This is a genomic window from Halorubrum sp. SD41, assembly GCF_058630335.1.
Window position 1 is genome coordinate 66,207 of record NZ_JBZVGZ010000013.1, and the last position, 17,281, is coordinate 83,487.

The window sequence follows — 17,281 nt, forward strand, 5'->3', positions numbered from 1 at the left end:
TATCTGATGACGAACCCGTCTACGTTCGGAGTACCTCAGTAGACGGGACATAGCGGAACGTCAAGCACAACGACATCGCACTCGTGGACCATCATAGTGCTTTCATCGCGGGATACCAAGTCCTCCAGTTCCGGCACGACCCTGACCTTGCGGAGTGCCTTTGGGAAGAGAAAACCGATTGTGTAAAGCTATCCAGAAGGCGACCTCACTTACTCACCGTCGCCCTGTTTTTGATTCCGACGCTCAGCTGCCAGCTCTAGGATTTCGTCAAATTCCTTTCGTAGCCACCCGGTCATCGGCATCTCTTGATACTCTTCAACCTCAGCCAGCAATTCGTCGTCTTCCGCCTTTTCGGCTCGTTCCCCAACTGCGTCAAGATCAACATCGTCGTACATTTTCATCACACAGCTCCGAATCGCTTCCGGCGTTCGATCAAATCGTTCTGCGACTATTGGCCACGCACGGTCGAGTTGTGCCTGCTTAGAACTACGCAGCTTACCGTTCTCATCTCGCTTTGCCGGACAACCCTCTAATTCTCGGTACTCCACGAGTAGATGTCGTCTATACTTCGGACCGAGATCACCTTTCGTGTGAAACTCTGAGTTTACCTCCTCGGCCGCGTTGTACGTGTGCTTGTCGAGGACTGTGCTGGATTGTATCCGCTTACCGAGGCCCATGTTACTCCTGTAGTGCGGATGAATATTAAAAGGGGAATCACGTGAAACGATTTACTCACCAGATCATCAGATCACAGGATCATTAGATCAATAATTTACTCAGTGATAGCCGGCGGTGAGATCAAAGGCTTCGATCATCAGTATTGTTCGTCATCAAGCATAGAAAGGTGTTTGAGATCGGTCTTCTTAACCAACAAGGTTATTTTTGTTGCGGATCTGTTGGTTAATACTTTGGTAGTGAGCGCAGGATAGTAGCAGGGGTAGGCGGAGCAATCTACATAGTATTCGAATCTGGATACAGAGATGCCAATCTGAAAAAATCCAGCTCTCCTCTAAATTGGGCGACAGCGTTCTTAATTACCGCATCAACATCCACATCAGCAGTCACCACTTCATACGTCTCCACGACAAATTCTCGATACTCAGCGACGATCTCCTCAGCCTTCCCACGGATCTCTCCAACCCCCATATCCGTAAATTTCCACAGTAACGCCAGCGTCTGAGTCACCATTGACGTGAGATACGTCACAAACTCCTCTGGAGCTCGAAGCCCCGCCGGCACAATCCCACGAATCGCGTAGTGGGTCTCACTCATCACGACCCGATGAAGCCCCTTCAGCGCCGTGTCAATCGGGCCTGAGGACCCGCTGTGCCGGAGGGTATACAGAAACCGATTATTCAGATACCGTGTCCCTCGCCACGCAATCTGATAGTTGAATGGCGTCGTGAACAGGATGGCCTCCGCAACAAACAGTCCAATCGCCCGATAGAAGTCGTGAAAGCGCTCAGCAGCAATATCCTGAATTGATCCAACCGAAGCACGTGCCAGATCCAGATTGTTCGCACTAATCAAGAGATTGTGCGTCGCAATCACCAAGGCAACCCCAGAACTCAATTGTGCTCCCGTCATCGCCAGTCGGGCGAGCTTGCTGTGTCCGAGTCCGATATCAAGGCTGTCTTCGACGACTTCAACGGCTTTTCGCGTTCGCTGAAGTCCTCGATCGGTTGTACTGAAAAAGGAACTCACATCATCAACCTCACCTTCAGTCGGGATCGCTGCGTCATCAAGTTCCTCGTAGACTGTAGAGAGATCATCAGCAAGTTGGACTGACTGGACACGTCTCTGACCGCGTGCGTGTACCCGCAGCCCAGATTGGATTTTGGACTGTATCTCAGACAGTCTTTCCGAATCTGGTTCTGCCATAGCTCGGTTGTTGCGCCGGAAGAATTTAAGTATTATAGACAGGTAGAGCAGGTAATGGATGATCTAAATAGGTTTTTTAAAGACTTAGAGGCGGAAGATATTCGTGAGCAGATTACGCGACGTCGGCTCCTGTTCGGGGGTGCTGCGATCGGTGGTGGGTCGCTATTTTTTGGGCAGGACAGGGAAACAGAACCGACACCAGAGGATCGGCTCACAACCGCTGAGACACGGTTCGTTGCGATAGCTACCACTCTCAATGAGGCAGATATCGGAGATCCACAGTCCAGCAGGAATCTTCAATACGAAGTCGAAGCAGCCATTAACGCAGTCAATACGATTCTCAGCGACGACTTCCCGGATGATCCGGAAATCAAGCAGCGAATCAGCACTCTTCGTACCGCAACAGCGTACTACAGCACACTTCAGACATCGTTGGCTGCCGCGGATTCTCTCTACATTTCGGTTGGTGACTCCGAGCTGGAAGTACTCAGACATACCGGGGGGATCGAATATGACCCAGCCTCCAAACTAGACACTAATTCTTTCAAACAGTCCATAAGGAACCTGGCGGAAGCTGAGAACGCTCCAAGCGAAGTCACATCAGAAGGTCGAACACTTGTTCCAGACCAGCAGGCGGTTCTGGACTCTCTCCGTACCCAACGAGAGATATTTGATAGGTACATTCGAGCCCAGCAATCGTATTTGGATTCGGCCACTACCATTGAGGCCGGCGTTCGGGCCTACGAACAGTCACGCTTCGATGACGCACAGGCCAATCTGGCTGACGCTCAAGATGTGCTCCTTCCCGACATTTCAGCGACAGGTGGGGCCTATCAGTTGTCCACGATGGGTTTGACGCTCGACCAGTATAGCGAATTGTTCAGCCTTCGGCAGGACGGAGTTGCTCAGTTGCTTAATGCTAGTGGTGAATCTGTTTCTGAAGATAAGCGACAGTCGGCGGTCAATGCAGCTCTTAACACCTTCTTTGAAGCACGTAATCTGATTCCTCGATAGGTTAGATCTAGCCAAGGAGCATGTCATAGAATTAAATGACGATAGCCAGATTACACAAGTTGATCCAAGATCGATCTCAGGGCCATCTGTTCGCTGGATGAGTCGAGTAAAGTAGAGGCATCAATTATCACGTCGACGACGAGGAGGCGAATCGTAGCCACGACTCTCTTTACAGCAACAGCCTGCTGTGAGGCGAATGTATTAACCGGTCAACTCCCCCGCTCAGCAACCGACAGATAGAGAGCGTAGTTTCCAGTGTATTGCTTAGTATCTCGGACTTTGGTTCGACTCAGATTAAGCTCAACACGCGTCTCGTCGTCCTCAAAATCAAGGAGACACGTCATCAGCCCCGCGAACGTTTCGACGAATCTCGCATCGCCGGAGATTCGAATGTTCGAGATATCGGTCTCGTGAGTGCTGCCTTCGAACCCCGCCGGTTTCGGAAGAACTGATCTCTTCAGTTCCACTTGATTGGGCTTGTCGAGAGAGTTGAGCCACTTCACCGCATCTTTCTTCAGTATATGACCGCTTTTTGTTGACTGAAGCCCCTCAAGCGACGATACTAGATCTCCCTTCTCACGAGAAACGGTTGGAGCACCGTCCGGATCGCAGTTATCACAGCATTCCTCGGCATTACCCGGTGCGAGTAACACACCACAATCGGCGCAGAATGTCATCTGAATCCCAGAGGACGCGAATCTATCTTATAACTATCGCAGCGGGGTGAGAACGTCGCAACGTTGCTGGAGTCCGGTTGCCGAAGGTGCCAAGATCAACGTCTGGAGACACTTACTGGGAGGCAGTTACCGAGAGAGACCGATAGAATGCTCCAAACGCCACGGATTGTTCAATACGGCTTGCTTGTCGTCTGTGCCACCAGTAGTGAGGATGCCAAGATGGTAGAGCTGATACTTGAACTGGAAGTGGATGCCAGATTTATACACGCTGGGGTCAGAAAGCTCTGATTCAGCAATCTCTCCGTCAGCGGTGAGGACAGCATCACGACGATGTTGTGTGAAGAACACCTCAACGGCGAGTGGCTGATTAATACGCGTAGCTTCCAGAGCGACATCGGCAAGCGTTGGCTCAGAGACTCCGTTTTCGTGAAGCCGTTCGAGTGCGGTGATGATGAGTCGCGTCGGCTCGTACTGGATAGCGACAGAGCGTGCGAGCTGTGCCCATCGCGGAGCAAGCTCGGTGAACCGTGTTCGACTACCAGTCCACGTGTCGAACTCGGCCAGCGCAGCCGTGACACTACCGTGCTGATCGCGAGCGAAGCGGACGACTTCAGCACCGAGGTGTGTGAGTGAGTCCCCGTTGGGCTGATCGTCGACGAGGTTCAACAGAATCGCCCCACGTCGCCCACCAGAAATGGCGTTGATGACATTTTCAGCGTAGACAGCGTCAGTATCGCCGTCGGCAGCAAGTGCCAGCGCGTACCCCAGGTAGTTTTTCGGGTGGTTTACCGGAAAGCTCCCGTCGGTGAGCTGGTGCGTGGATGCTTGGAGTCGCACCGCGTCGATCGTCGTTGAAAACTCACCGGCCCCAGTAACCCGAGCAGGCTCGACGATACGGGCGGATTCCGAATCGTCGACAGCAATGACGCCGACGTTGAGATTCCGGGCTTGTGCGCGCGCCGTATCGGTGACACTGGGAGTCGGCGCAGCGACGTACCCAAGGTTGACTTCAGGAAGATGAGCGTGCGCCTGGTTGATGCCGCGAGCGACATCCGCAGCAGCCGGGTCAGAATTATGCCCTTTCGCTTCGATCACCGTTACTGGTGTCGTGGCTGCGTCAGCGTCCAGCACTTCAGTCGCTGGCATCCCAACGCCGAGTAAGTCGGGTTCACCAGCATTGAGTCGGAGCGTGTTGTACGGCGCAAGCCGGTCTCGAAGCGCCTGCGGAATGGTCCAGCCGCCCCACGTGGATTGGGTGAACTGCGTCTCCGTGACCGCGTACTGATCGGGACTCGTGTCGATAGCAGGATACAGCGTGTCTTTCGCGGCAGCAAGCACCGATGGCTCAGCGAGTGTGACTGCCATTATCCTGTTCACTGACGGTTAGATGATATAGTTGGGGGGGATCGAGACACTCGGAACTTACAGCGTACTCGCAGGCACCTCATCAAATACGATTATAGGATCGACAACACAACCGCCCCGTATGGAAGTCGGACTCATCAGCTGTACAAAGAGTAAGCGTGAGGAGGCGGCGAAACCGAAGAATCTGTATCTTGAGTCGGCGTTTTTCAGGAAGGCACGGCAGTACGTCGAGGCAAATCACGATGCGTGGTATATCCTCTCCGCGAAACACCATCTGCTCGATCCGGACGGAGACCCGATCGAACCGTATGATGAGACGCTGAGTGGTGCGTCTGTGGATACGAAGCGAGAGTGGGCAGAAACCGTGTTTGAGCAGTTACGCAAAGAAGGCCTGCTTGGTGACGGGAATCGGCTCGTCTTCCACGCTGGACGAGATTACCACGAGGAACTCACACCGTTGCTTTCCGAGACGAGTGTTGAATTCACAGTCCCGACCGACGGGTTACAGTTCGGTGAAACCCTCGCGTGGTACAACGATCGCATTTGAACACGTCGCCGTCATAACAGCTAACAACTATTAGACATATTTGCCAATATGCCAACGGAATCAGTCAACGGGGCTGAGTTGTACTACGAATCAGATGGCGACGGAGTACCGGTTGTTTTCCTCCACGGAGTGTTGATGAGTAGCCGATTCTTCAGCGAACAGAAATCGCTCAGCGACGAGTATCAGGTTATCACCCTCGATTTCAGAGGCCACGGTCGCTCCGAGAAAACCGAAACCGGACATACGCTGCCACAGTATGCTCGTGACCTGGAAGCGTTCCTTGACACACAGGGCCTTTCTGATGTTATTCTGGTCGGCTGGTCGATGGGGTCGCTCGTGGCATGGGAATACGTTCGTCAGTTTGGGGCAGACCGATTCCGCGGCTTCGTAAGTGTCGAACAACAGCCACTCGATCTTGAACAGGAGGATTACGAGCACGGTGTGTTCGGCTTTGACGAACTTCGTGGACTCATGGAGCTCGCACAAACCAACCCACACGAGCTGGCGTGGTCCCTTATTGACGAGATGCTCGTGGATGAACCAGATTCTGTTGAACAGATGCTCTTCGATGAGATCACACGAGTTCCTCCCTCAATCACGAGCGCAATTCTCTTCGACCAATCAGTACGCGACTATCGGGAGGTGGTCCCCGATGTGGATGTTCCCACCCTCGTGTGTCTTGGTGAAGACGAAACGATGCTAGAGAATGGTGGTGTCGAATACGTTGCCGACAATACACCTGACGCTCAGCTTGAACGCTTCTCCAATAGTGGTCACTGTCCGTTTCTTGAAGAGCCTGAGCAGTTCAACCACGTCCTTTCGTCCTTCATTACAGCACGCTCCTAATAGTGTGTCCAGCACACGAGTCAGCGTCTCATCGTCGGACACAGACGACTTCGAATCTAGAGCTCCGGGATCATGCGAAGAGCATGGCGCGTAGTGGAGGAGAACAGCGCCTCATCGACCACAAAACTAATGTCTATAGAACATATACCACAAATTGATTATGCTCAAGGGACATTACAATTCGGCAGGAGCAAGTATTGAATACGGTGCTGCTGACGACCTCTTTCCCGTTGAGGAACTGGATGCAACCGTCCACCAGTATCGGGATGCTCAGCTCGCACTTGCCGACGTCGACGGGGCAAGCGTGATTATCATCGCTCCGACGAACCTCGCATCCAGTTACCACCTCACTCAGCATGCGCTCACTGCGATCCCCGTCGAAAGCCTTCCATCCGCGATCCAGACGCAAATCGCCGACACGATCGACGCCTCACTAGAGGCGTTCGAACTCATCCAGATCGGCAAATGGAACAGTAATAGCCCGAACCACTCACTCGCCGAATTCGCCGACGCCTGACTGTGGACGTGGCGACACACAAGAGTGCCCCAAACAGCCTAAATATGGCTGCTATGAAACGGATCTACCAACCCACACTTTTCCATAAGAGCCATAGTTGAGTTACGCATGGATTCAGATCGAACCCGTGGGATCCTCTTGGGGTTGGCGTGTGGGGATGCGCTTGGCCGACCGGTTGAGTTCTCGTCAGCATCCTCAATTGCGGCCGAGCACGGTCAACTCAACGAGATGATTGGCCATGGGACGTGGAACCAGCCGGCGGGAACAATCACCGACGACACTGAGCAGGCGCTCTGTATTGCCCGCAGTCTTGTTGAGCAGCAAGCGTTCGATCCAGAAGATATCGCGTCTCGATTTGTCGATTGGTACGACAGTGACCCATTCGATATCGGCCGGATGACCATGAAGTCGTTGAGTCGACTCAAACACGGCGATGACTGGAGCGAGGCTGGCCAGCACGTCTGGGAGACTAGTCCCGAAGGCCAAAACGCAGGCAATGGGAGTGTGATGCGGTGTCCACCGCTCGCGATACCATACGCAACCGACTGGGAGCGACTTGTCACAGTGAGTCGACAATCCTCACAGATCACGCACGCAGATCCACGGTGTACCTACGGTTGCGCCGTTTTGAATCTCACACTTGCTGGCTTTCTTGACGATGTCGACAACCCGTTACAGGACGCTCTCAATTACGTCGACGCAAGCGCCCCGGATGAACTGACTGCCGCGCTTAGGCCACTGGCACGTGGCGATCAACCCGATCTGCTGGAGACATCGGGCTACGTTATCCACTCACTCCAGACAGCACTCCACGATGGGCTACATACCACCGACGCCGAGAAAGCAATTGTGACAGCCGTCAACCGAGGTGGAGACACCGATACGATCGGCGCAATCACAGGTGCCATCGCAGGTGCCCGATTTGGCGCGTCTCAGCTCCCGGACCGGTGGCTGACAGCGATTGATGAAGTAGACGAACTCGAAGCACTAGCAACGGAGCTTGACCGACCAGAGGAATGAACTAAACCACCCAACGTCATAGCCAGATCTGAATGGCCGTCGACGACGATACCGGATCAGAAAATACGGAACCCCAGAAGTCAGCATGGTCCGTGTCTCGGCTCAACAACGAAATTGCTGCCACCTTGGAATCTGCCGCGGAGCGGTTTCCGACCTACGTTGTCGGCGAAGTATCCGATGTGACAGCGAAGGGCTACGGGACGTTCTTTACACTCCGAGACGTCGACGGCGAGGAAACAATCCAGTGTATTGTGTGGTCGTCTTATCGCGACCGCATCGACGAGCCCATCACCGAAGGCGAGGAGGTAATCGTCCGGGCAAACGTCGATTTCTACGCCGAAGGTGGCCGGACACAACTCAACGTCAAAAACTACTGGCCGGTCGGCGATTCCGATCGATCACAGGAATTGGAGGCATTGCGTGCCGAACTCAATGCGGAGGGCCTCTTCGATGCCGACCGAAAACAGCCACTCCCGCAGTTTCCCTCAAACATCGGTGTTGTCACCTCATTGACTGGATCGGCTCGAGAAGATTTCCGCGAGTCCGCGTGGGGACGCGCACCGGGGGTGACGCTCACCTTCTTTGGAGCGACCGTTCAGGGTAAAAACGCCGCAGCATCGATCGTCGGGGCGCTCCAACAAGCCGATCGAGATCCGGACATCGACACCATCGTCGTAACGCGTGGTGGCGGCGCAGACGACACGCTATGGTGTTTCAACGAGGAGCCCGTCGTCCGAGCAATCGCGGACTGTGTGACCCCAACAGTCGTCGCTGTGGGCCACGAAGACGATGAGACCCTCGCCGAAGATGTCGCTGATAGAGTGGCAATGACGCCGACCGACGCGGGGATCGTGGCGACACCTGAGATGAGCACCATCCGAGAGCGGGTCGAGACCATCGAACGACGGCTCCAAATCGGGTACGAAACAGTCGTCAGCGAGCAGCTTGACACGCTCAATCGACGGATCGAAAACGCCGTTGTGGGACTCGAACGGGCGGCAGAAACCCGGCAGGCACGTATCCAGCGAGCAGCTGATCTCGAACAGCGGATCGATACCGCCTACACGACACTTACAGCATCACGCCTCGATGTGGTCGACGACAGAATCGAGACGGCACTCCAAGAGATCGAACACGCGGCGGAGACAGAGGCCGTTACAGTACGGGCAGCGCGTGGACGCATTGGCGGGCTTGAGACCCGTATTGATCGGGCGTACGAGACACACATCAATCAAGAAACTGAAGCGCTCGAGCGCCGGATCGAAAGCGCGTATCGAGACATCGAGACGGATACGGACGTCCAAGAAGCCAAGCAGGAAGCCCGTCAGCTTCGGATAGTCATCCTGGTCCTCGTTGGATTGCTACTGCTCGGTGTCGCACTATGGGCAGGTGGAATTCTGTGAGTACAACAGGGTATTCAAGAACTCCGCGAATAACTATCGACCATGAGTGAGGCTGAGGTCGACATCGCCGAGACAATCGATCGACTTGAAGAGATTGCCGAGACACTCGAAGATGGGGAGGTTGATCTCACCACCGCGAAGGAACTCCGCGAAGAGGCAGACGACCATCTTGAGAAGCTTCGTGACGCGCTGGACGTTGGCGACGGTGAGCTCATCGAGATTGACGGTGAAGACGCCGAGCTAGAGCGCGCCGAGTGAATTTTTGGACGTTTCCGGAAACGAAGCGTTTCCACAATCAGAATCGGGGGACGGCGAAGCTCTAGAAGAAGCAATCTAACGGCGATGAGGAGCTTTCTGGAACTGACCCGGTGAGGTTTTTATAACCAGACCGGAAATTACTCTGGCAGACCCAAATGATCCGTGATGCTCGCGTCCTCCGCGCCGGGTTCGTCCCTCGAGAAGTCGAGCATCGCGACGCCGAAGTCAACCACCTCTCGAGCGTTCTCGAACCGATCACGAACGGCGAGCCGGCTGACACGGCCATCGTCACCGGCCCGAGCGGCGTCGGTAAAACCTGTGTCTCGAAGTTCGTTACCGAACGGCTCCGCGAGGAAGTGCTCGACGTCGAGGCCACCTACGTGAATTGCTGGCGAAACTACAGCCGCTTCCGAACGCTGTACCAGATCCTCGACGACATCGGGGCCACGATAGACATCCATCGCCAGTCGACACCCCACGACGAGCTCATTGATCGGCTCCAACAGTACGACGGCCCTCGAACCGTCGTCATCCTCGACGAGGTCGACCAACTCGAAGACCCGAGCCTCATCTACGACCTCCACAGTATGGAGCAGTTCGCGGTGATCTGTATCGCGAACAAAGAAGAAGAACTGTTCAGCCGCGTCGACGACCGCCTTGTGAGTCGGCTTCGCTCCAGCGAACACGTCCGGATGGACAAGTACCACAACGAGCAACTCTACGATATTCTGAGTGCTCGAACGAAGTGGGGCCTTGAAAACGGCGTCATCACCGACAAGCAGCTCTATCAGATTGCTGATGCCGCCGCTGGCGACGCTCGTCTTGCGATCGGGATGCTTCGCAGCGCAGCCAGCACAGCTGATCGCGAAAATCACGAAGAGATCACCAACGACATTCTCAGAGACGCTGCTGAAGATGCTCGGGCCCAAATCAAGCAGAAGAGTCTCGACTCGCTCACACCACACCAGCGGGTCGTCTACGATATTGTTCGCGACCACGGCCCGCTTGGACCCAGCGAGATTCACGACCGGTATACTGAGGCGGTCGACGATCCGCGGACGAAGCGCACCGTCCGGACCTACCTTTCGAAGATGGCACAGTACAATCTCTTGGAAGCAGAAGGGACGAGTCGAGACCGCAAGTACTCACTCGTTGATTCAGCAGCTGCGTCGCCGGTTTCGTAAAATTTGGTGAGCTATGAACCGAAGATCCCTATTTTTCTGGGTTGCTTTCATTGGATTGTGGATTGCTGCTATTGGAATAGCAATATTTAGCAGCCACACTCCAAATCAACAGACAGCTCGTAGTATTTTGAGCACGCTGGCAAGAGTACAAGCTGGTATCTTCGCGATTGTATTCTCCATCGTCATTTTGGGAGTACGACTCTCTGCCTCACGGTATTCCCCACGGCTTGCGAAGAGTTTCAGCTCAGATTCCACATACCGAGTGACAGTTGGGGTTTTCGCATTTTCTATCGCGATCGACATCTTTGGTCTCTTTGTTGTGGGGGCAGTTTCCGATGCTACCCTTAGAGTCGTACTCGCGTCATCTGGTATTCTAGCGGCTGGCTCATTCGTTTCTCTCTACGGATTTGTGAATCAGATACTAGAGAGAACGACTCCCGAGGGGATATTATCGCACATCGAAGACAAGCTAACGCCAAAATCGATGCTGGAAGAAGCTGAGTTATCAGCCGACGACGCAGCTCACCCAGATCCATTTCAGACGCTTATCTCTGTAATCAATTCCACAATCGAAGAGCATGATCGGGCGAGTTCCGCACTAGGCCTCTCAATCTTCGGAGACCGAGTTTCAGCGCTTATCGAGCAGAATGGGAAAGCCGAAGAAGACTCTCCAGTTGATCAGACAATAGAATACGTATGTAAAGACCAACTCCCCCTGATTCTGGAGCAAGCGGTTAATGAGGAACTGACTGAAACAGCTATACAATCTACTGAGACAGCAGGGACGATCGGGGAGGCGGCAATTAAGGAGGATTCCAATCGAGCGGTTGAACACGTAGTACGGGGGCAAGCCGGCTTAATCGATAACCTCCCCTACGAGACAAATGTGGAGCGAGTTCGAACGGAAGTTATTGAGACCTCTCAAGAACTAGTTAGTGCGGCAGCAGAAAATCAAGTCTATACTGGTTCCGCAGTTAGTGCTCGATTTCTTGGCTGGACAGCCGCTTCATCCATTATGAAACGGGATATAGAGGATGGTCGAAACCAAAGTTACACTTCCTTGTTGATTCGCCACTTTCCAAGCCTCATCTCAACGGTTGCTGAATCCGATATGGAGGTAAATGATCTAACTTACCATCAGTGGCTCCGAGCACAGAACAGCGAGCACGTTGAGCCGGTGACCCCTGTGGAGCAATTGATTGGTAGTGTATACGGTTCAATGGCAGAACTAACATCGGCAGCAATCAGATATGAGCTCAAGACAGGACAGCAGATCGTAAGGTGGGAGAGTGTGGCTAGTGGCTGGTCTAGTGGTCTCGATTCTCTCACCCAGATGAACTTAGACGAGATGGCACAGCTTTGGTTCGGAACGACGCTTTATTTGGAGTACATCGCCCGAGAGTCGTCTTCTGACATCATGTCTGGATTTGACTCGTATGGACGTCACAGAGTCACTCGCGACATCGGTGAGGAAACCGTTGAAAAGATTCAGGACGGTCGCCTCGACCCGACTGCTCGAATTGATTTCATACCGGGAGGGGTTGATCCCATTAAACATCCACTCACCGGCCACAAAACACCGATACTCCAAGACCCCGACCGGACATTTACAGAATGGATTAATACTCAACCCTTCATATTCCGAGGGAGACGTTTTGGACGGGTTGGTGAGCCCCCTACTGATGAAGACTTAGATGGAGGAGTTAATCAGTAAATTGTACGCCTAGAGACACACCATTAGATAACAGAGTGGAACCGCCATGACATAGAGAGGGGATTCACGAATCTCTCAGTACAAGTGATGAGAACCAGTAGATGGTCCGACTACTCTGCTATTGAACCCTAGCTTACGAAGATGATCGAGGCACGAGTCGGAGAGGCCCTGCGGACATAGAAGCCGAACTCAGAGGGCTACAGTCTAGCACGCCGTAATTTGGCCAGTTCACCGCCAGATTTTTACACCGTTTCCTAATAGGAATCGTATGCCTAATAGGAAAGAGTCGATCTCAATAGAGTTACAGTATCCGTTTCCGGAGGATCGGGTATTCCGATACCAGGCAATGCAGGACGTTCTCAACGTTCTCATAGATCAGCCGTATGCGACATACTCGATGAGCGAACTCGCAAGCCTCACAGGGGCAAATAAGGGAACGATCTCAAAGGCGGTGACATTGCTTTCCGAGCTTGATGTCATCGAGATCGCACCAGACGGGCGGACTCAGCAGGTCCAGATTAACCGTGAACGGCTCACAAAACCAGATCCAATTCTCTCGATCCCGCAGAGCGAGTTCCACCAACCAGTTCAGGCATTTCTACAACGACTTCAGGACGAGTTGGATGGATTAGTCGGGGTCGTCCTGTTCGGAAGCGTCGCTCGGGGAGAGGCAGATAGGGCCAGCGACATCGACCTATTGGTGATCGTCGACAAAGACCAAACGGCAGCTCGCCGGACTGTCCAGACGGTTGTTAGCGATCTCGAAGACCAACGGTTCGAAGGGAATCGGTACACGTTTCAGCCGCTTGTCGAATCGACGGACAGCGTCCAACGAATCGGTGATCAACTTCGCCCTCAGTTCGACGACGGGATCACGTTGGTCAGCTCCGACCAACTCTCCGAACTCCGAACCGAGGTGTATGCCGATGAATGACGATATCCGAGACCAGTTGGGAGAAGCCGAGCGGACCTTCGAGGGCAGTCCCGGAACGATCGAGGAGGGATTAGATGTCGACGACGCGGAGTTGGTCCAACTTCGCCGTGCCTGTCGGCTGCTGGAGGTGGGATCAAATCTCCTCGACCAAGGGTACTACACGGTCGTGATCGAGTCGGCGTTCGTCGCCATCGAGCGCACTATCCAGTTCCGATTGATCCACGATGGGGCAATGTCCGCGGCGGAGGTCATCAGTAGCCACCGCCGACTCTACCAACGTGGTGCCGAGATAGGCCTCTACGACGACGCGTTCGGAGAGGAGCTTGCCGAGCTGTGGAACCGAAACCGAACGAAGACCTATTACAGACTCGGTATCGCAACGAAGGAACAGGCAGAGGCAATGTACCGGCTTGCCGACGATATCCACCGCCACCTCATCGATATGACACGGGTATCACACGAGTGTATCTGTCGAGCCTGACCGGTATGATGCGTTTCCTGGGTCGCGGGCAACAATCAGGACGAATGTCTTCGAGACCAAGAACCGTGTCGGCCGCAGTTTCGACGAACTGTTCCAGTCAAAGCTGCCGTGGCTTCTGTTGTGTCTAATAAAAATATTCTGAATAATCATATTCTAGAATATCATATCTACAGATATCATCATCGACGGGCTCGGTACAACGATGCTAACTAGCTTAACCAACAAATTGCCGGGAGATACCGAAGTGTTGGTTAATTCGGCGATCAAAGGCGACGGCCACCTCGGAAAGAGTCTTGGAAACAGTCTACCACTCCTCAAGATCCGGTGACTGAGTTCGAATTAGCGTCTGGTACACTCCTTTCTGGAAGTCCGGAAGCGCCGCGCCGTCGCTTATTGAGAGCGTGACGAGTTATCGAGTATGGGAGATTACCCACCATCGAACCGAATGGCGGCCGACAAGCCGACACGGGGGGCTGACCGCAATCGGACCTTGGCCGATCAAGCCGACCCAGCCACAGAAGAGATGCTCCTACCGTCACTCGACGACGGCATCACGCTGCTCGACGTTGACGGCGGCCGTGGCGTCCCAATCCTCCAGTCGCTCGTGCTTGACCATCTCCTGGTACACGATGGGCCCGCCTTCTGGGTTGATGCGAACGGTCACGCGACGACGACGACGCTGGCTCAGATCACACCGAGCCAGCGGTTGCTCGACCGGATCCACGTCGCACGCGGATTCACCGCGTATCAGCACTACGGCGCTGTCGATGATCTCCCGACGGCAGTAAACCAAGTCATCCAGAAATCGACCGCCGTCACCAGCACATCCAGTCGACAGTCATCGACTCACAGCGAAGACTCGTCTCCACACACCCCGTCGCTCATCGTCGCGCCGGCCGTCGACGCCCAGTACCGCAGCGACGAGACGCTCAACGAGCAGCACGCAGAAACACTCCAAGCGAGAACCCTCGCTCGGCTAGCGACGTACGCCGACAGCTACGACGTCCCGGTACTCGTGACCCGGAGTACGATCGATGAGTTCACAGCATCGGTCGCGACGGCCGCCAATCATCATCTTGAGTGTGAGCAAACCCGGATGGGGCCGCGACTCGTCGGTGACGAGTTCGAGACACTCGTCTATCCCGTTGATGACGGTGCTTACTACCAGACCACGTTCGCCTACTGGCGACAGCTACTCGCTGCGCGGGCGACGCAGGTTGGCCTCGAACCGGCGACACCCTCGTCGTCAACGTCGACTCCGGCAGGTGTCGGGACAGGAGTGACCGCTGACGGCAAGGCGATGTCGCTCACCGCGAGTCCGCTCCTCGATGCGTGGACAGCACCTGGGGGGCGCTAACAATGGGACGCACGAACCCGACATATCGGGATGCGCTGCGGGCTATCGAAGACCGCTGGGCGGAGTTCCGACGGGCGCTCCGTCGCCGTGACCAACCACGCTTCGACCAACTGTTCGAGTACGCTCGCGAACACGCTGACGCGAGCGGGCTGTTGAACCATCAGAATCCACTGGTGCCGGCGCTGTTCAGTATCGATCTCGAACAGGAGGCCACATTGGAAGACCACGAGGAACGCCTCGAAGCGCTCGAACACCGGCTCAACGAACAGCGCACCGATACGCAAGGACCCGATGAAGAAGCGAGCGAGGAACCCCAATGAGTACACTCGCGACGATCGCATTCGACATCGAGACGACGGGATTTTCGACGACTGACCAGCTGACCGTCGTCGGCTTCGACGCCGAAATCGGCTCGCGAGTGTTCCTCAATACAGACGGGAGTGCGTGTGCCTCAGATATCGAACAGCAAGTGAACGACTATCTCACCACGCCAGTGACGCTCTCTGTTCACGACGATGAGGACACACTGTTGGACGCCGTCAAGACGTTCGTCGACGCCACGATCGCACAGCGAGATGTCAAGCTCGTTGCCTACAACGGGGAAACCTGGAAGGGTGGATTCGATCTGCCATTTCTTCGAACGCGGCTCAGTCATCACGGACGTGAGTGGCCGTTCGCTGAGCTGCCGTACATCGACGTGATGGAGGTCTTTTCCTCACGGTTCAATACGAGTGAGAACAGTCTCACTGGAGTGTATGACGAGCTCGTGGCTTCCAGCCACGGTACAGTCGATCCATTCGAAGAAAGTAGCGAAGCCGTCGACGCGTGGGAGACTGGTGATTTCGAAGCGGTCGTACTTCACAACGTCGCCGATATACGGCGCACTCGAGCGCTGATGGACGTCGCCGAACGATACTGCTCGAAATCAGATTTTTCGATGAAGTCACTTGAACCGGTGATAAATGAGAACTAAGACAGACGGGTCAATCGGGAGAGACGAGAAGATCCAGTTTAAGCCTCTCTCAAAGGAGTCTGGAGAATCCTAAGTCATATTCTAATCCAAGAATTGCTTCCTAATAATTACTCGATTGAGTATACTTTGTTGCCTCAAAATTTGGGAGATTATTCCACTTTCACTTCGGTATGCCGTCATTTTTCACCGGGTCTGCGTAAATAGATAGTATTGAGTGATTAATTATGTCATCACCAAGTTCCGTCGATTCAGAAACAGAGCGAACAGTGATTTTAGAGGGATTCGACCCTCTTGAAGTGGTGGATAGCCTTCCGCGAACTGTATTTCCAGTCACCGCTCAAGTTGAATTGAGTCGATCATCAGGAAACGATGTTACAGACTCTACATTCCGGCCTCCTGAGTATCCAGTGTCGTTGCGAAAACCGAAGGATACACCGTACATACCTCCGACAACGATCCATTTCGACAATCCAGCCGAACGTCCTCCTGATCGAAAATCAGTATGGAAACCACATGAGTTCAGAGACCGATTCGGAGATATCCTCGTCCATCTTGAGGAGGAAACTGGCACTGATCCAGATCGGACATCCCTAGCGGGGCTCTGCGTTGTTGAGATCCCCCCACGATACCTTACTTCAGATGAAGGACAGCCGGTCGCAAAGCCGGCACTCTATGAAGAAGAGGGTGAGATGACAATGCTGTATTTCCAACAATCATCGGGTTTCACGGCACATATGGTGCGCGAAGAGCTCGGTGATGCGCTTCCCGGTAAGAAGCGATCACCGCTTCAATTGACTCGAATGGATGAAGTCATCGCGAAACCGTCACGGGCATCACGAGATACGCGAATGGAGGCCGGTCGGGCACGGTACTACACAGAGCCCGAAGCTGAAAAGGCAGGCAAACGTGGCGCGATTCCGGGAATTTGGAAGTTGTCAGATGTATCATACACCGGAGACAGTGCACGACCTCTCGACGGTGTGCTTACTGATCTCGACCAATTTGCGCCAGCCTTCGCTGAAACAGATCTCCTCAAGCACGTTACGTTCCGGGGTCGCACACAGGAACAGGAGAAATTCTACGCAGAACAGGTGCTATCTCAGTAGTTCA

General features: G+C 54.1%; 19 protein-coding genes. 15 read left to right on the plus strand and 4 right to left on the minus strand.

Going from position 1 to position 17,281, the window contains the following annotated elements; translation table 11 throughout:
• Window positions 1-209: 209 nt before the first annotated feature.
• Together AC4NMM_RS07785 and AC4NMM_RS07790 are read right to left on the minus strand one after the other, a co-directional pair.
• Window positions 210-677, minus strand: coding sequence for a hypothetical protein (locus tag AC4NMM_RS07785; RefSeq protein ID WP_491923998.1), 468 nt, complete (start codon window positions 675-677; stop codon window positions 210-212).
• A gap of 274 nt (window positions 678-951) precedes the next feature.
• The gene (locus AC4NMM_RS07790) at window positions 952-1,881 is read right to left on the minus strand and encodes a hypothetical protein (protein WP_491923999.1); all 930 of its coding nucleotides are present in this window, start codon (window positions 1,879-1,881) and stop codon (window positions 952-954) included.
• Between the two features lie 54 nt (window positions 1,882-1,935).
• On the opposite strand from AC4NMM_RS07790, the gene AC4NMM_RS07795 reads away from it, so the two are divergent.
• Window positions 1,936-2,895 carry a hypothetical protein gene (locus tag AC4NMM_RS07795; RefSeq protein ID WP_491924000.1) on the plus strand — a complete coding sequence of 320 codons (960 nt, stop codon included), beginning with the start codon at window positions 1,936-1,938 and terminating at the stop codon, window positions 2,893-2,895.
• Between the two features lie 209 nt (window positions 2,896-3,104).
• On the opposite strand, the gene AC4NMM_RS07800 is transcribed toward AC4NMM_RS07795, so the two are convergent.
• The gene (locus AC4NMM_RS07800; RefSeq protein ID WP_491924001.1) at window positions 3,105-3,572 is read right to left on the minus strand and encodes a hypothetical protein; all 468 of its coding nucleotides are present in this window, start codon (window positions 3,570-3,572) and stop codon (window positions 3,105-3,107) included.
• A 126-nt stretch (window positions 3,573-3,698) separates the two neighbouring features.
• Complete coding sequence (locus AC4NMM_RS07805) at window positions 3,699-4,937, minus strand: hypothetical protein (RefSeq protein WP_491924002.1); 1,239 nt, start codon at window positions 4,935-4,937, stop codon at window positions 3,699-3,701.
• Window positions 4,938-5,058: 121 nt separating this feature from the next.
• On the opposite strand from AC4NMM_RS07805, the gene AC4NMM_RS07810 reads away from it, so the two are divergent.
• The 14 genes from AC4NMM_RS07810 (at window position 5,059) to AC4NMM_RS07875 (ending at window position 17,277) form a co-directional block, all read left to right on the plus strand.
• Window positions 5,059-5,484: a DUF6884 domain-containing protein gene (locus AC4NMM_RS07810; RefSeq protein WP_050022895.1), complete on the plus strand. Its 426-nt coding sequence runs from the start codon at window positions 5,059-5,061 to the stop codon at window positions 5,482-5,484.
• Between the two features lie 48 nt (window positions 5,485-5,532).
• Window positions 5,533-6,330 (plus strand): alpha/beta fold hydrolase, encoded by a 798-nt coding sequence (locus AC4NMM_RS07815; RefSeq protein ID WP_491924003.1) that lies wholly within the window; start codon window positions 5,533-5,535, stop codon window positions 6,328-6,330.
• A gap of 160 nt (window positions 6,331-6,490) precedes the next feature.
• The gene (locus AC4NMM_RS07820) at window positions 6,491-6,847 is read left to right on the plus strand and encodes a DUF8165 family protein (protein ID WP_491924004.1); all 357 of its coding nucleotides are present in this window, start codon (window positions 6,491-6,493) and stop codon (window positions 6,845-6,847) included.
• A 108-nt stretch (window positions 6,848-6,955) separates the two neighbouring features.
• Window positions 6,956-7,867 carry an ADP-ribosylglycohydrolase family protein gene (locus AC4NMM_RS07825; protein WP_491924005.1) on the plus strand — a complete coding sequence of 304 codons (912 nt, stop codon included), beginning with the start codon at window positions 6,956-6,958 and terminating at the stop codon, window positions 7,865-7,867.
• 32 nt (window positions 7,868-7,899) lie between these two features.
• Complete coding sequence (gene xseA, locus AC4NMM_RS07830; protein WP_491924006.1) at window positions 7,900-9,270, plus strand: exodeoxyribonuclease VII large subunit; 1,371 nt, start codon at window positions 7,900-7,902, stop codon at window positions 9,268-9,270.
• A gap of 42 nt (window positions 9,271-9,312) precedes the next feature.
• Entirely contained in the window at window positions 9,313-9,528 is a 216-nt protein-coding gene (locus tag AC4NMM_RS07835) for an exodeoxyribonuclease VII small subunit (protein ID WP_491924007.1), read from the plus strand.
• 155 nt (window positions 9,529-9,683) lie between these two features.
• Window positions 9,684-10,712 (plus strand): Cdc6/Cdc18 family protein, encoded by a 1,029-nt coding sequence (locus AC4NMM_RS07840; protein ID WP_491924008.1) that lies wholly within the window; start codon window positions 9,684-9,686, stop codon window positions 10,710-10,712.
• Between the two features lie 13 nt (window positions 10,713-10,725).
• On the plus strand, window positions 10,726-12,426 hold the full coding sequence (locus tag AC4NMM_RS07845) for a DUF2254 family protein (protein WP_491924009.1): 1,701 nt from the start codon (window positions 10,726-10,728) through the stop codon (window positions 12,424-12,426).
• A gap of 268 nt (window positions 12,427-12,694) precedes the next feature.
• On the plus strand, window positions 12,695-13,360 hold the full coding sequence (locus tag AC4NMM_RS07850) for a nucleotidyltransferase domain-containing protein (RefSeq protein WP_491924010.1): 666 nt from the start codon (window positions 12,695-12,697) through the stop codon (window positions 13,358-13,360).
• Window positions 13,353-13,841 (plus strand): DUF8154 family protein, encoded by a 489-nt coding sequence (locus tag AC4NMM_RS07855; protein WP_137717180.1) that lies wholly within the window; start codon window positions 13,353-13,355, stop codon window positions 13,839-13,841. The genes AC4NMM_RS07850 and AC4NMM_RS07855 overlap by 8 nt, the downstream gene beginning before the upstream one ends.
• Window positions 13,842-14,259: 418 nt before the next feature.
• Window positions 14,260-15,198, plus strand: a complete 939-nt coding sequence (locus AC4NMM_RS07860) for a P-loop NTPase family protein (protein WP_491924011.1) — start codon at window positions 14,260-14,262, stop codon at window positions 15,196-15,198.
• 2 nt (window positions 15,199-15,200) lie between these two features.
• Window positions 15,201-15,518, plus strand: coding sequence for a DUF8156 family protein (locus tag AC4NMM_RS07865; protein WP_491924012.1), 318 nt, complete (start codon window positions 15,201-15,203; stop codon window positions 15,516-15,518).
• Window positions 15,515-16,171 (plus strand): ribonuclease H-like domain-containing protein, encoded by a 657-nt coding sequence (locus AC4NMM_RS07870; RefSeq protein WP_491924013.1) that lies wholly within the window; start codon window positions 15,515-15,517, stop codon window positions 16,169-16,171. The genes AC4NMM_RS07865 and AC4NMM_RS07870 overlap by 4 nt, the downstream gene beginning before the upstream one ends.
• Before the next feature lie 299 nt (window positions 16,172-16,470).
• Window positions 16,471-17,277 (plus strand): hypothetical protein, encoded by an 807-nt coding sequence (locus tag AC4NMM_RS07875; RefSeq protein ID WP_491924014.1) that lies wholly within the window; start codon window positions 16,471-16,473, stop codon window positions 17,275-17,277.
• The last annotated feature ends 4 nt before the right edge of the window (window positions 17,278-17,281 follow it).

Bases quoted from the DNA above. Each gene is read 5' to 3' on its own strand.
- AC4NMM_RS07850 (WP_491924010.1), top strand. From the start codon at position 12,695: ATGCCTAATAGGAAAGAGTCGATCTCAATAGAGTTACAGTATCCGTTT.
- AC4NMM_RS07795 (WP_491924000.1), top strand. From the start codon at position 1,936: ATGGATGATCTAAATAGGTTTTTTAAAGACTTAGAGGCGGAAGATATT.
- AC4NMM_RS07825 (WP_491924005.1), top strand. From the start codon at position 6,956: ATGGATTCAGATCGAACCCGTGGGATCCTCTTGGGGTTGGCGTGTGGG.
- AC4NMM_RS07840 (WP_491924008.1), top strand. From the start codon at position 9,684: ATGATCCGTGATGCTCGCGTCCTCCGCGCCGGGTTCGTCCCTCGAGAA.
- AC4NMM_RS07820 (WP_491924004.1), top strand. From the start codon at position 6,491: ATGCTCAAGGGACATTACAATTCGGCAGGAGCAAGTATTGAATACGGT.
- AC4NMM_RS07835 (WP_491924007.1), top strand. From the start codon at position 9,313: ATGAGTGAGGCTGAGGTCGACATCGCCGAGACAATCGATCGACTTGAA.
- AC4NMM_RS07860 (WP_491924011.1), top strand. From the start codon at position 14,260: ATGGGAGATTACCCACCATCGAACCGAATGGCGGCCGACAAGCCGACA.
- AC4NMM_RS07815 (WP_491924003.1), top strand. From the start codon at position 5,533: ATGCCAACGGAATCAGTCAACGGGGCTGAGTTGTACTACGAATCAGAT.
- AC4NMM_RS07855 (WP_137717180.1), top strand. From the start codon at position 13,353: ATGAATGACGATATCCGAGACCAGTTGGGAGAAGCCGAGCGGACCTTC.
- AC4NMM_RS07790 (WP_491923999.1), bottom strand. From the start codon at position 1,881: ATGGCAGAACCAGATTCGGAAAGACTGTCTGAGATACAGTCCAAAATC.
- AC4NMM_RS07800 (WP_491924001.1), bottom strand. From the start codon at position 3,572: ATGACATTCTGCGCCGATTGTGGTGTGTTACTCGCACCGGGTAATGCC.
- xseA (WP_491924006.1), top strand. From the start codon at position 7,900: ATGGCCGTCGACGACGATACCGGATCAGAAAATACGGAACCCCAGAAG.
- AC4NMM_RS07810 (WP_050022895.1), top strand. From the start codon at position 5,059: ATGGAAGTCGGACTCATCAGCTGTACAAAGAGTAAGCGTGAGGAGGCG.
- AC4NMM_RS07845 (WP_491924009.1), top strand. From the start codon at position 10,726: ATGAACCGAAGATCCCTATTTTTCTGGGTTGCTTTCATTGGATTGTGG.
- AC4NMM_RS07805 (WP_491924002.1), bottom strand. From the start codon at position 4,937: ATGGCAGTCACACTCGCTGAGCCATCGGTGCTTGCTGCCGCGAAAGAC.
- AC4NMM_RS07785 (WP_491923998.1), bottom strand. From the start codon at position 677: ATGGGCCTCGGTAAGCGGATACAATCCAGCACAGTCCTCGACAAGCAC.
- AC4NMM_RS07870 (WP_491924013.1), top strand. From the start codon at position 15,515: ATGAGTACACTCGCGACGATCGCATTCGACATCGAGACGACGGGATTT.
- AC4NMM_RS07865 (WP_491924012.1), top strand. From the start codon at position 15,201: ATGGGACGCACGAACCCGACATATCGGGATGCGCTGCGGGCTATCGAA.